This window comes from Bifidobacterium sp. UTBIF-78 (assembly GCF_006408945.1).
GTDB lineage: Bacteria > Actinomycetota > Actinomycetes > Actinomycetales > Bifidobacteriaceae > Bifidobacterium > Bifidobacterium myosotis.
The window spans coordinates 19,774-32,401 of record NZ_JFAO01000046.1; the positions used below are offsets into that span (position 1 = coordinate 19,774).

Annotated in this window: 12 protein-coding genes and 2 pseudogenes; 11 read left to right on the plus strand and 3 right to left on the minus strand. The window is 57.4% G+C overall.

The window, feature by feature from the left end:
* Nucleotides 1-65 precede the first annotated feature (65 nt).
* From dusB to BG22_RS09345, 7 genes and pseudogenes are all read left to right on the plus strand, one after another.
* The gene (gene dusB, locus BG22_RS09315) at nucleotides 66-1,310 is read left to right on the plus strand and encodes a tRNA dihydrouridine synthase DusB (RefSeq protein WP_140495035.1); all 1,245 of its coding nucleotides are present in this window, start codon (nucleotides 66-68) and stop codon (nucleotides 1,308-1,310) included.
* Nucleotides 1,311-1,476: 166 nt separating this feature from the next.
* Entirely contained in the window at nucleotides 1,477-2,724 is a 1,248-nt protein-coding gene (gene ftsZ, locus BG22_RS09320; RefSeq protein WP_094667812.1) for a cell division protein FtsZ, read from the plus strand.
* 13 nt (nucleotides 2,725-2,737) lie between these two features.
* Nucleotides 2,738-3,217 carry a cell division protein SepF gene (locus BG22_RS09325; protein WP_140495037.1) on the plus strand — a complete coding sequence of 160 codons (480 nt, stop codon included), beginning with the start codon at nucleotides 2,738-2,740 and terminating at the stop codon, nucleotides 3,215-3,217.
* A gap of 111 nt (nucleotides 3,218-3,328) precedes the next feature.
* A complete protein-coding gene (locus tag BG22_RS09330) occupies nucleotides 3,329-3,631 on the plus strand; it encodes a YggT family protein (protein ID WP_094667814.1) in 303 nt (100 codons plus the stop codon).
* Nucleotides 3,632-3,842: 211 nt separating this feature from the next.
* Complete coding sequence (locus tag BG22_RS09335; protein WP_094667815.1) at nucleotides 3,843-5,189, plus strand: DivIVA domain-containing protein; 1,347 nt, start codon at nucleotides 3,843-3,845, stop codon at nucleotides 5,187-5,189.
* Between the two features lie 24 nt (nucleotides 5,190-5,213).
* Nucleotides 5,214-5,774 (plus strand): signal peptidase II, encoded by a 561-nt coding sequence (locus BG22_RS09340; RefSeq protein WP_140495038.1) that lies wholly within the window; start codon nucleotides 5,214-5,216, stop codon nucleotides 5,772-5,774.
* Nucleotides 5,771-6,691 (plus strand): annotated as a pseudogene (locus BG22_RS09345) (RluA family pseudouridine synthase); the annotation flags it as partial. The gene BG22_RS09340 and the pseudogene BG22_RS09345, both read left to right, overlap by 4 nt.
* Before the next feature lie 285 nt (nucleotides 6,692-6,976).
* On the opposite strand, the gene BG22_RS09350 reads toward BG22_RS09345, so the two are convergent.
* Together BG22_RS09350 and BG22_RS09355 are read right to left on the minus strand one after the other, a co-directional pair.
* Entirely contained in the window at nucleotides 6,977-7,291 is a 315-nt protein-coding gene (locus tag BG22_RS09350; RefSeq protein ID WP_140495040.1) for a hypothetical protein, read from the minus strand.
* Nucleotides 7,288-7,638, minus strand: coding sequence for a hypothetical protein (locus BG22_RS09355; protein ID WP_140495042.1), 351 nt, complete (start codon nucleotides 7,636-7,638; stop codon nucleotides 7,288-7,290). The genes BG22_RS09350 and BG22_RS09355 overlap by 4 nt, the downstream gene beginning before the upstream one ends.
* A gap of 495 nt (nucleotides 7,639-8,133) precedes the next feature.
* On the opposite strand from BG22_RS09355, the pseudogene BG22_RS11540 reads away from it, so the two are divergent.
* The 4 genes and pseudogenes from BG22_RS11540 to BG22_RS09370 form a co-directional block, all read left to right on the plus strand.
* Nucleotides 8,134-8,196 (plus strand): annotated as a pseudogene (locus BG22_RS11540) (zinc-ribbon domain-containing protein); the annotation flags it as partial.
* Nucleotides 8,197-8,277: 81 nt separating this feature from the next.
* Nucleotides 8,278-9,036: a hypothetical protein gene (locus BG22_RS09360; RefSeq protein WP_258186312.1), complete on the plus strand. Its 759-nt coding sequence runs from the start codon at nucleotides 8,278-8,280 to the stop codon at nucleotides 9,034-9,036.
* Between the two features lie 10 nt (nucleotides 9,037-9,046).
* Nucleotides 9,047-9,751, plus strand: a complete 705-nt coding sequence (locus BG22_RS09365) for a hypothetical protein (RefSeq protein ID WP_140495046.1) — start codon at nucleotides 9,047-9,049, stop codon at nucleotides 9,749-9,751.
* Nucleotides 9,752-9,803: 52 nt separating this feature from the next.
* Nucleotides 9,804-11,606, plus strand: coding sequence for a DUF262 domain-containing protein (locus BG22_RS09370; protein WP_140495048.1), 1,803 nt, complete (start codon nucleotides 9,804-9,806; stop codon nucleotides 11,604-11,606).
* Nucleotides 11,607-11,735: 129 nt separating this feature from the next.
* Here the strand turns inward: BG22_RS09370 and BG22_RS09375 are convergent.
* A partial coding sequence (locus BG22_RS09375; RefSeq protein WP_140495050.1) for a DnaA ATPase domain-containing protein occupies nucleotides 11,736-12,628 on the minus strand: 893 nt, incomplete at its 5' end.

The following is a 12,628-nucleotide window of genomic DNA, read 5'->3' on the forward strand; positions in this document are numbered from 1 at the left end:
CCCTCGTCACAGGGGGCCTACGTGTCCCCAAAACGTTTCCCACAACAAACAGAAGGCCCGCGACAGTGAGCAACACCAGCGAAACCATCCTTACCGCACCTCATGAGACCGACAATCTCGACCCGCGCACGGACGCGCAGGCCGGCCTGCCGGACGGGCCGGTGGCCATCGCGCCGGTGCGGCTGGGGCACATCACCGTGCCCACGCCGGTTGTGCTCTCGCCGATGGCGGGCGTGACCAACTGGCCGTTCCGCGTGATTTGCGAGGAGTATGGTCCGGATGGCCTTTACGTCGCGGAGATGATTACCGCACGCGCGCTCGTGGCTCGCAATCCCAAGGCGCTGCGCCTGTGCCACTTCGCACCCAGCGAGAAGATCCGTTCGTTGCAGCTGTACGGCGTGAACCCCTCCATCGTCGAACAGGCCGCGAAAATCGTGGTGGACGAGGGTATGGCCGACCATGTGGACCTCAACTTCGGTTGTCCGGTGCCCAAGGTCACGCGTCGAGGAGGCGGATCGGCGCTGCCGTGGAAGACTGACATCTTCACCGACCTCATCCATCGCGTGGTGGCTGTGTGCGATCCGGCGGGCATCCCGGTCACCGCCAAGATCCGCGTGGGCATCGACCATGCGCATGAGACCTTCCTCGAAGCCGGGCGCATCGCCCAGGAGGAGGGGTGTGCCGCGGTGACGCTGCACGCCAGGACCACCGCCGAATACTACGGAGGGCATTCCGACTGGTCACGCATCGGCGAGCTCAAGGAGCATCTGGACATCCCGGTGTTCGGCAACGGCGACATCTGGGGTGCGGAGGATGCGCTGGCCATGGTGCGCGAGACCGGATGCGATGGCGTGGCCATCGGTCGTGGCTGTCAGGGCCGTCCGTGGCTGTTCGCCAACATCAAGAACGCCTTCGCCGGCAACCCCGAACGCCTCAACCCGAATCTGGGCGAGGTGTGCCGTATCATCCGCCGTCACGCCGAACTGCTCACCGAGTTCTACGACGGCGATGAGACGATGGCGGTCCACGACCTGCGCAAACATATCGCTTGGTATCTCAAGGGCTTCCCGGTGGGCGGTTCCACGCGCAAGGCGTTCATGGAATGCGAGAGCCTGGCGGACGTGGATCGCGAGATCGGCCGGCTCGACCCCGGCATCGAGTACCCGCCGCGCGTGGTGGACAAGCCGCGCGGCCGCGTACGGTTCGCCAAAAAGGTCCACCTGCCCTACGGCTGGCTTGAGTCGCGCACCACCACGCACGAGGAGCGCGAAACCCTGTTCGGCGACGACCCGATGGACGCCAGCTACTGATCGGAGGTCCGCATGTCGGACTCCCATAGCACCGCCGCCGGACGGACGGTGGCCGCAAAAGCAGAAATATCCACACAACACGCGCGCTTGGGCGTGTGAATTTCCCTCACGGAGTAGCCTGTTTGCGCTACTCTTGGGTGTAACCGTGAAGTGACAGGAGCCAAACGTGAGCGAGATCGCGCAAACAGAGTTCAACGACAAGACCAATATCAAGGTCGTCGGCGTCGGTGGAGCCGGCGGAAACGCCGTCAACCGCATGATTGCCGAAGGCTTGCAGAACGTTGAATTTGTGGCGGTGAACACCGATGCGAAGGATCTTCTGCGCTCCGATGCGGATGTGAAGATCTCTCTGTCTGACCAGTCCAGCCGTGGTCTCGGCGCCGGCGCCGACCCGGAGAAGGGCGCGAAGGCCGCTCAGGATCACCAGTCGGACATCGAGGAGTCCCTCAAGGGCGCCGACATGGTGTTCGTCACCTGCGGCGAGGGCGGCGGCACCGGTACCGGCGCCAGCCCGATCGTGGCCCGTGCGGCCCACCAGCAGGGTGCCCTCACCATCGCGGTCGTCACCCGTCCGTTCAGCTTCGAGGGCCCGCAGCGCGCCGCTTCGGCCGATTACGGCATCGAGAACCTCCGCAAGGAGGTCGATGCCCTGATCGTCATCCCGAACGACCGACTGCTGGAGCTGTCCGACCGTTCCATCGGCATCATCGAGGCGTTCAAGACCGCCGACACCGCATTGCTTGCCGGCGTGCAGGGCATCACTGACCTGATTTCCATGAACTCGTACATCCACGTCGATTTCTCCGACGTGAACTCCATCCTGCGCGGCGCCGGTACCGCACTGTTCGGCATCGGCTCGGCGCGGGGCGAGGACCGCGCCACCCAGGCCGCCGAGATCGCCATCAGCTCCCCGCTGCTCGAGGAGAGCATCGAGGGCGCCCACGGCGCGCTCATCAACATCGCCGGCCCGACCGACCTGAAGCTGCAGGAGGCCTCCGCGGCCACCGAACTGGTGCGCAAGGCCATCCACCCCGAGGCGCAGATCATCTGGGGTCTCGCCCTCGACGACGCCTATGGCGACGAGGTGCGCGTCACCGTCATCGCGGCCGGCTTCGACCCGGTCTCTGCGCAGGACGTGGCGCAGGACCAGTCCGTGGTGAACTCCGTGGTGCCCACCAGCGTACTGAGCCACCCGCCGGTCTCCCGTCAGGCGGCCTCCACCCCGGCTGCAGCCCCCCAGCAGCAGCCCGCAGCCCAGCCGCAGCGTCCGGCGGTCCAGCAGCCGCAGCAGCCCGCCTACACGCCGGCCGCCAATCCGACGTCGCTGCCGTTCGACAACCCGACCACGGTGACGCCGAGCATTCCCGCCAGCGATCCGGCCGGCGACCTCGACATCCCCGACTTCCTGCGCTGAAAGGATGTGAACCATGGCTGGCTTCATGAAGAATGCCATGTCCTATCTGGGCATGACCGACGTGGTGGACGATGACGACGATTACATCGACGAGGAGGAGACGGCCCAGCCCGCCCCCAAGGCGACCTTCGACTCCGACCATACGGTGACGCCGATGCCCGCCGCGTCCAGCGCGCCCGCCTCGTCATCGACCAAGCAGTTCCCCGTCGGCAAGGTCAACCGCATCACCACCATCCATCCGAAGTCCTATGAGGACGCCCAATTGGTGGGCCGCGCCCTGCGCGACGGCGTACCGGTGGTCCTGAACCTCACCGGCGTCTCCGAAGCGGTGGCCTACCGCATCGTGGACTTCTCCGCGGGCGTGGTGTTCGGCGTGCGCGGTTCGCTGGAACGCGTCACCCCGCGCGTGTTCCTACTCAGCCCGGCCCAGGTGAACATCAAGGTCGAGGAGCCGGTGGCCCCCGCGTCCGCGCACGATCTTTTCGCGGACTGATCGAAATCGCCTGGCTCCGGCATCCCAATCAGCCGACTCCCAGCGAGGAGTCGGCTTTCGCATATGCGGCCCCCAGCGAACATTTCATCGCCGCTTGTTAGGCTGGACGTCATGTTGTCCTTGACTTTCGCCCTGATCGGCCGCATTCTCGCATGGCTGATCAACGCATACATCACCGTACTGTTCATCCGAATGATTCTCGACTGGGTCTCGCTGCTCGCGCGCAACTGGTATCCGCGAGGAGTGGTGGCCCAGCTCATCAACGCGGTCTACACCATCACCGAACCGCCGTTGCGCTGGCTACGTCGCTACATCCGCCCGCTGCCGCTTGGCGGCATGTATCTGGATGTCAGCTTCATCGTGCTGTACTTCCTGCTGGTCGTGTTGGAGACGGTGGTCCGCATCATCTTCTGACAGATGCCGCGATCGGGCGGCGCGCGGGCGTGCATCGATACCCTGGACCGGAAGCGTGAGCCGGGAGCGGCGTGAGGCCGTTTCCCGGTTTTTCTTTATCTTTCTACGTCATAATGTCGTGCCACATGCCATGAACAGCCGGGGTCGTGATAGCATCGTGAATGATACCAACGTAAGCGAGGGCACTGCCCCAAAGCGAGGTGCAAGATTTATGGCTCTGTTGACGCCGAAGGATATTAGGGAGCATACCTTCCAGACCGTTCGATTCAAGGAAGGTTACGATGTCGACGAGGTTGACGACTTCCTCGATCAGGTCACGGAAACGGTAGAGGCTCTGGGACGTCAGGCGGTAGCCGGCAACCAGTCCACCCAGGCGCTTGGCCCGGATGTGACCAGCCTCAACAACAAGATTTCCGAGCTGTCCGGCCAGGTGCAGCAGCTTCAGAATGAGAACGAGAATCTGAAGAAGGCCGCCACCGAGGCTCAGCAGTCCGCGCAGTCCCACGGCGAGCAGGCCGCCCAGCTGGCCGCCACCAAGCTCAGCGAGGCCGAGGAGTCCAACCGTGCCCTGTCCTCCCAGAACGAGCAGCTCAAGGGCCAAGTCGACCAGCTCAACGCGCAGATCGACCAGCTGACCGCGCAGGCCGCCCAGGCGTCCGGCAATCAGGAGGCCGTCGGCCAGCAGATCGCCGCCATCCAGCAGGAGCGCGACAAGTACCGTGCCTCCGCCGAGGAGCTGTCCCGCAAGTTCGCGGCCGCCCAGCAGCAGGCCGCCGTGGCCCAGCAGCAGGCTGCGCAGATTCAGGATCTGTCCCGTCAGCTCGAAGAGGCCAAGCAGCGCGAGAACCAGCTGCGCGATCAGGTCTCCAAGGTCGAGCCGAGCACCGAGACCGGCTCCCTGCAGAAGATCGCCGGCGCCGCCTCCATGCCGGGCACCGAGCCCGAGCGTGCCACCGCCATGCTCACGCTGGCCATGCAGCTGCACGACCAGTACGTCGAGAAGGGCAAGAACAAGGCCAAGGAAATCAACGAGGCCGCCCAGAACAAGTACGAGGACCTCGTCACCAAGGCCAACAACTACTCCGACCGCACCCGCGCAGAGGCCGACGACTACTCCAGCCGTACCCGTTCCGACGCCGACACGTACTCCGACCGTACCCGTTCCGAGGCCGACGCCTACCGCGACAAGACGCACGCGGACGCCGAGACCTACTCCCAGAACGTGCGTTCCGAGGCCGACGCCTACTCTGTCAAGACCCGTCAGGATGCGGACAACTACTCCAAGACGCAGCACACCGACGCTGACAACTACGAGGCCGAGGTCCAGCGCCGTGCCGCCGAGTACGACAAGAAGACCCGTTCCGCCGCCGAGACCTACGCCGAGCAGGTGCGCGACAACCTGCAGGCCCAGTCCAAGGTGGTCGAGGGCAACATCCAGAGCCTCAAGCAGTTCGAAACCGAGTACCGCGCCCGCCTCACCGAGTTCCTCGGCCAGCTGGTCTCCCAGGTCTCCGAGTCCAACAACTACGAAGACCAGACCTCGGGCCGCCAGAACTGACGCGCATAGGCAGGGTCTAGTCTTATGACGAACCAACAGGGACGGCTGCGCATGCGCGTGGCCGTCTTTGCATGTGTGGCTGCGGTCGCACTGCTCATCGATCAGCTCACCAAGGCATGGGCCATGGCGGCGCTTGCTGCGGGCCAAACCGTCCGTGTCATTCCGGGGTTGCTGTCGCTGACGCTGGTGCGCAATCCCGGCGCGTCTTTGGGGTTCGGTTCCGGCGCCACATGGGTGATCAGCCTGCTGGCCGTGGCGGCCTGCATCGCGCTGGTCGTGGCCGGAATACGCACGATTTCCATGAAATGGACGGTGGTGCTGTCCTTCTCCTTCGCGGGGGCGTTCGGCAACCTCATCGACCGTGTGATGTACGCCGACGGTTTCCTCAACGGCAAAGTGGTGGACTTCCTCAACTACGGCTGGTCCGTGGGCAATGTGGCGGACATCTATCTCGTAGTGGCCGGTGTGGTGCTGGTGCTCCTCATCCTCAAAGGTGAGCCGTTCAGCGCCGGTGATCTGGCCGAAAAGGCCGCTGAGCCCGGCGAGGGCGATTCCGCCGAATCGGAGGCGGCGTCCCAGCAATGAGCCGCATGGTCCCAGCCCCCGATGCATTGGTGGGCAAACGTTTTGACGTCGCCGTGGCCAAGATGCTCGGCATCTCCCGGTCCAAGGCCGCCGATCTCATCGACTCCGGCCAAGCGCGTGTGCTGAATCGGAACGTGTCCCGGTCCAGCACGCTTGCGCAGGGGGAGACGGTCGAGTTCGATCTGGTGGAGGAGCAGGCGCAGCCCGAGCCCATCGCCAACGACATGGCCGTGGTGTACGAGGATGACGACATCGTGGTGGTGGACAAGCCGGTAGGCGTGGCCGCCCATGCCTCCGTCGGCTGGACCGGTCCCACCGTACTTGGATCCCTGCGCGACCGCGGTGTGCATATCACCTCATACGGCGCTGCGGGCCGTGAGGGCATCGTGTCCCGTCTGGACGTGGGCACGTCGGGGCTGATGCTCGTATGCAAGTCCGATTTGGCGTATACCGAAATGCGGCGCCAGTTCGCCGAGCATGAGGTCCGGAAGACCTATCACGCGCTCGTGCAGGGCTCGCTCAAGCAGGACAAGGCCACCATCGAAGCGCCGATCGGTCGTGCCAAGGTTTCCGATTTCCGATTCTGCGTCACGCCTGCTGGCAAACCGGCTGTGACGCACTGGGATGTGCTTGAACGGTTCGGCCATGAGGCCACGCTCGTTTCCGTGAACCTCGAGACCGGTCGCACGCATCAGATTCGCGTGCATTTCTCCTCGATTGGCCATCCGCTGTGCGGCGACCCGATGTACGGCGCCAATCCCGTGCTCTCCGAGGCGCTCGGCCTCGACCGCCAATGGCTGCACGCCATGAAACTCGAGTTCCGTCACCCGCGCACCCGCGTGTGGACCACCGTCGAATCCCATTACCCGGTCGATTTGGCGCGTGCCCTTGACGCCATGCGCGCCCGTCACGCTGAGCAGCCTGTAGCTTCCGCCGGGATGGACACCGGCTCGTCTGATGCGTCGGTCGCGCCGTCCGATTCGACTATTGCGCCCGGTTCGACGGCAGTCGTGACCGATGTGGTTTCGGCCGGAACCGACTCGATGGTTGCCGGAACCGAGCCAGCGCACGCCATTCCCTCGACCCCGACCCCGGTCCTCGTTGACTGACCTAACCGCAAGGGTTGATAGGATGCCTCGCCTTCTCTCCATTACTCTCCATGGGTGATGTGCGGGGCATAGGGTATAAGTGGCGCCTAGTCGCTACTTCCTTTCCAATTTCGCGTACCGTAGTCTGGTCGCCTCGCCAGTGATATTGAGTTTGCGACCGATGGCCTCCCACGATTGCCCGTTCCGGTGCATCAGCAACACCATTCGTGTAATTTGCGCATCGATGGCCTCCAATTCCGCCCGACGCCGATTCAGCAGTCGGCTCAGTTCCAGTTCAGGCGAGAAGTTCGGGTCGTTTTCCGGATCGCCATCCATGGGGGCATCCTGCGTTTCGATGGCATCCGCGGCTGAATCGCCCAGTGCCATCAGCTCCGCCTGCATGTCAGCCGGATAATCTTCGAATTTCATAACGGGTCGCCTTTCCGGTACTGCATCGTCATCCATTTCATCTCATACGTCAGCCGTGCTCTCATGGCGTGCACAATGATGTGCTCATGCACTCCCGGCACCCATTCGCGTTCGATGACGCCGATCTCATAGAGAACCGCGCCTGACGCCCCGGTGCCTATCAGCACATGTGTGGGAGGAACCCGTTTGTTGTTGATATCGACTTCGATTCCATATCGGTATACGTGCAGGATGTCGCTATCAGCAATGGGAGGTTCCCCGTGTTTGTGTTCTCTGTGCGCCGATGGGATGATCAGCGGATCACCATCATCGATAGGAACAAGTCTACTTGGCAAGTTCATTTGCATCAACTCCTTTGTCGTGTGCCTCGGCCGGGTGCCCCCGACTTGAAGCTAAACGGCGTTGACACGGCTTGTCGAGTCATATTGAGGTATGTGGTTCCAGCTTCCCGGGTTATCCACATTCGCGAGGGAATCAGGACATATCCGTGACCGGCAAGGCTCTCACACGTGGAGTCCCTTTCTTCCGCAGACGTGGTGTGCCCTTCGGATAGTCCACGCAGGTGGATTGTGCTGTACCTACAGGTACGTTAGGGGCTGTAAATAAAGCACAAACCACCTGCACCAGTCGAAGACTCACACGTTATGCATCGTCGCTGTCTATTGTTTATGGCCAGTAGATATCTACCGACTGCAGCATTGGTGGCATATGGTGGATGAATGATTCATGACAGATATATCCGAGGTTGTGCATGGCTGATAACGGTATTATGAGGGCATGGGAAGGCAACGGATCGTAATGAGAACTGCTGTTGTTGCGCGGAGACGTGAGGTCTATAGATGATGTTCTGCCGTCGTTGTGGAAAGCAATTGCCTGATGATGCCGCATTCTGCATACGATGCGGCACGAAATGTGTTGATCCTGAAACTGAATCTCATTCTGTACCTGAATCTGGGCCCGTGCCAGAGTCGAATGCCCGATCGCAGATGAAGAGCGACACGCCGCATCGGGATGCCGCTTCCGCGACCTCTGCCGCGCATGCGGGGCCACATACGCTGACATTGGGGCAGCTATCGGCGGCTGAGCTTATTGAATTACTCCAACCTTTGAATGAGAAATTCGTACAGATTAGCGACCTTGAGCATGGCATTCGATCCGCTTACGGTGTGATGAAGCGCAACAACACCGAATACTATGCCGGATTGGGCTGCTTCCTGCTCTCCGGCCTGTTCTGTGCCGGGGCTCTGTTGTTCGCTCTGGCATCCGCATCGTGGGATCGTACCGCTCCCATCATCGCCCTAGTCGCATGCCTGATCGGACTCATTCTGCTCATACTTGGTTTCAGGCAGCGGCAGGTGTATCAATCCAACATCGAAAACGTCGTCAGTGCGCTCTATCCTGCCATCGCTGCAGATGAGCATTCCATTGAGGAAATCCGTAAGTCGATGCAGACGGATTTACTGCGATTCCCCATTACATGCCGCAATGCCGAAGCCAGTGCGTACATGCTGCAGATGCTGATGTGCGGTCGGGCTTCGGATTTTAATACTGCGGTAAATCTGTGGGAGAGCTACGATCATCGGCAGCGGATGGAACAGTTCGAGCGCGAGAAAGTTCAGGAAGCCCGAAAGCAGACGACTGCGCTGACTGTTTCCGCAGTCGCCCAGGTCAGTCAGGCATTCGAATCAAGACGCCAAACCAAGGAATTGCGAGGTTTGCGCGAGGACTTGAGCAGACGTTTATAGGGAGTATCTAATGGACGAGCAGTACTCACCGGAGACTGATGAGAATCATCTGAAGACAATGAGGATGTTGTCCCTCATCATGACGATTTTACTTGCTGTAGCCGTCGTTGCATCGTTATATGCGATTACGCGAGCCAATACGCACGACGACTCTGGAATCAGTGCTGGCTCGCATACGCAATACCGTGATTCACAGGCCCAATCCAATTGGGATACGACTCAGGAATATGACAACAGCCAGAGCCAGTCCGATTCATCAGATGTGGCTTCAGATGGTGATTCCAATGTAGTGAGTTGGCAGAAGAATAATCCCGCGTTATCGAACATCATTACACAGTGCGGGGGAGAGCTGGATGTTCGGGCGCGGGATGATTACACCGAATCCACGTACGATACACCGGTTGCGATAATGCTCGAGCAGGCTATGCAGTTTACTTATGATTCCACGAGCGACAATGCACGGCAGGCCATGACATGTGTCGGCGGTGCCATAGGTGCCTCGGACCCGGATATCTTCTACCAGAAGATCACCTCCTTGGGTCGAATGTACCGGGATCCTCCGGGAACCGATTACACGCGGTCGATGCTTCCCATGATTCCCGCGGACGGTAAGTCGATGACCTGCGCTTCGACTTCGGAGAACCCCGAAATCATCTTCTGCACACTCAACGCCGAATCCGTAGATCCCTCCAGTGCTGTTGATCCGCCTGTGTAATAGTGTCGACATTGATGACATTATTGATTTATATATACTGAAAGGAATCATTATGGCAGGAACTAGCATTATCAATTCAGCCAATGACTATTATCTTCGTGAGTTATTAGATCCTCAAAATGCTAAACTAAAATATGTAATTCCCAAATACCAGAGGGAATACTCTTGGGGAAAACAGCAGTGGGAAGATCTTTATGATGATATATTGCTGGATACAGAAGACAGTCCTCATTTTCTGGGAACTATTATAGCCATTAGCAATACTGAGGATTCGCTTGAACCTAAGTTGGAATTGATTGATGGCCAGCAGCGTATGACTTCCCTATCGATTCTATTGTGTGCATTATACAATGCATTGTCCAGAATCACATTGGTGGATAACGATTTTGATTGCATGGCGCTAAAGTTCATGATTACATCTGGTAAGAATCCTCGTATGATTCTGCAGTCACAGGGGCAGAATGAAGATGACTATGTATATCTTATTGATGAGTATGTTGTGATGTCAGATGAGTCTCAGCTAAAACGACCCAAATATTGGGGGAATAGAAGGATAGGTCAAGCATACAAATACTTTTCTGATCGAATTAACCAACAACTTGAAGATGATGATGATGATCAGGCTGATGTATTGAAGCATATGGCGAATCGAGTAAAAAATGCTGTACTTGTGAAAATCGAAGTTCCTGATCGTGCCAGTGCTTTTACTCTATTTGAAAGTTTGAATAATCGTGGAATGGATTTATCTCCTATAGATTTGATAAAAAACGAGATGCTTGCGAGGGCTGATGCTAATCGTGACCTCGATATTGAGACAACATACGAAAAATGGAAGCAGGTTATTGAATTTGTTGGACAGGATGGTAATAGTCAGGAACGATTCCTGAGGTATTACTATAATGCATCAAATCCGATGATGAAGCCTGCTACTCGTTCCACTCTTATTCGCATATACGAAGATTGGATGGAGTCAGAAGGCGTTGAGGAACTTTTGAATGCACTCATCAACGCTGCGCATGTCTATGGTTTGCTTACGGGTAATCTTGATGATGATGATTTTGGGCTACCGTTATTGTCTGCTAAGGCCCTCGAGCTGAGGCATGCGGGAGGGGAATCGGGTTACATGCTACTGATGTGGCTCGTGTTGAATCGGGAAAAGTTTGAGCTATTGGATGATGAATTAGCAGATATTGCTAATGAATTGGTTACATGGTTCGTTCGTCGAAATTTGACTGATTTTCCAGCGACGAATGCGATACAAAGATTGTTCTCTTTAATTATCAAAGACTTGAGTTCTTCGGAAGTGAAATCAAAATCGGTGTGCCAAAAAGTACATGATAAACTGTTTGCTTCGGGTAATGTTGCGTCTGACGAACAGTTTGAGAGAGCGTTGCGTGGTCCGATTTATGAAGATAATAGCGGAATGACACGTTTCATACTTTCGTCATTGGCGGAGCATGATAGGACTGATGAAGGCTGGTCTGATTTGTGGAGGAAGTCGTCTGCGAAGAGTAATCAGTATTATTTGACCATAGAGCATATTCTTCCCCAGGCCGGAGACACGACAAAGGAATGGGTTGAATCTCTTGGAGGCGAAGAGAATGCAAAAGAGATTCGGAATAAGTATGTGCACACTATTGGAAATCTTACCCTATCGGGGTTCAATAGTGAACTAGCAACTATGGACTTTAGGCGTAAGCGAGATAGGAAGGATAAAACCGGTCATAACATAGGGTATCGTAACGGGCTGAGCATCAATCGTGATGTCGTGGATAAGGATAAATGGGGTGCTGAGGAAATTGAAAAGCGTACTGATCGGCTAGTGGATGAGGCGATGAGATTGTTCGCCAAATAGAGCTGAGTTGATTCATGGCTGGTGCAATCTAGTTATGTGATTGCACCAGCCTTTCTGAATGGGGGGCAAGGGGAATCACGCCGCAGGTTCTTCTATCAGACAGCTGCGGTGCATGCATACGATTGGTTTTCATTGTAGCTGGACGGTGACAATGATGGTGCGGCCTTTGTCGTCGATGGTTGCGGTGCTGCCGGTTTGTGATTCGGTTGTATCTGCTGGTTTCCCCTGAGAAGACCGGTTGAGGACGGTTGTGATTGGCCTACGGTCGTCGAAAAATGCTTTGACCCGCTCGAGTGTGATTGCAGGCCACTTTCTCGCTTCTGTGGTGAGCATGCGGATCATAGCGGATTTCATGGTTCTGATGTTTCGTGGGTAAAGATCGGCGATGTACAGAAACACGTCGTCCGGTATTTCAGCTTCGAACTGGTTGGCCAGATTCAGTAGGATCGTCGTTCGTGTCATGAGTTCCGGTTGGGACAGCTTTGCCGATATGCCGCGTGCGAGCCAGTTTTGAGTACACGCGTCAAGATTGTCTAATGCATTGATGCGCGCGTTCGCGGTAACGACGATTCTCTTACCGTCCCGCTGCAGCATTCTTCGAATAGTGTCGAATTCTTTAACGACCGTGAGTCGGCGATTGAGACTATGAATGTCGTCAAATAGTAGTACATCAAGATCGAGATACTTCTGTCGAAAACGGATGAGATCATCCGGATCGTCGCTCTGTTCCGCAGCTGTGCATTCCCTATTGAAAAGCTCTGAAGTGACGTAGCGTGCCCGGTCTGCTGTGTTGTTGCCAATCGCGTTAAGCAGGTGGGTTTTGCCTAATCCTGTATCGCCGTATAGGAATAGTGAATTGCCTTTCTCTGACTGTTGGCTAATCAGTCTTGCCAATTCGTGAGCCGTTCGATTGGATGAATTCACTACATAATTCGCAAATGTCAGTTTGCTATCTAATCCCATCTCCTGGGGGTCTGTCTGCATATTTTTGGAATGGATACTGCTTGAATGACTCATAATTA

Excerpts from the sequence above, each read along its gene's own strand:
- BG22_RS09325 (WP_140495037.1), top strand. The coding sequence starts at position 2,738 with ATGGCTGGCTTCATGAAGAATGCCATGTCCTATCTGGGCATGACCGAC.
- BG22_RS09330 (WP_094667814.1), top strand. The coding sequence starts at position 3,329 with ATGTTGTCCTTGACTTTCGCCCTGATCGGCCGCATTCTCGCATGGCTG.
- BG22_RS09335 (WP_094667815.1), top strand. The coding sequence starts at position 3,843 with ATGGCTCTGTTGACGCCGAAGGATATTAGGGAGCATACCTTCCAGACC.
- BG22_RS09340 (WP_140495038.1), top strand. The coding sequence starts at position 5,214 with ATGACGAACCAACAGGGACGGCTGCGCATGCGCGTGGCCGTCTTTGCA.
- BG22_RS09350 (WP_140495040.1), bottom strand. The coding sequence starts at position 7,291 with ATGAAATTCGAAGATTATCCGGCTGACATGCAGGCGGAGCTGATGGCA.
- BG22_RS09355 (WP_140495042.1), bottom strand. The coding sequence starts at position 7,638 with ATGCAAATGAACTTGCCAAGTAGACTTGTTCCTATCGATGATGGTGAT.
- BG22_RS09360 (WP_258186312.1), top strand. The coding sequence starts at position 8,278 with ATGAAGAGCGACACGCCGCATCGGGATGCCGCTTCCGCGACCTCTGCC.
- BG22_RS09365 (WP_140495046.1), top strand. The coding sequence starts at position 9,047 with ATGGACGAGCAGTACTCACCGGAGACTGATGAGAATCATCTGAAGACA.
- BG22_RS09370 (WP_140495048.1), top strand. The coding sequence starts at position 9,804 with ATGGCAGGAACTAGCATTATCAATTCAGCCAATGACTATTATCTTCGT.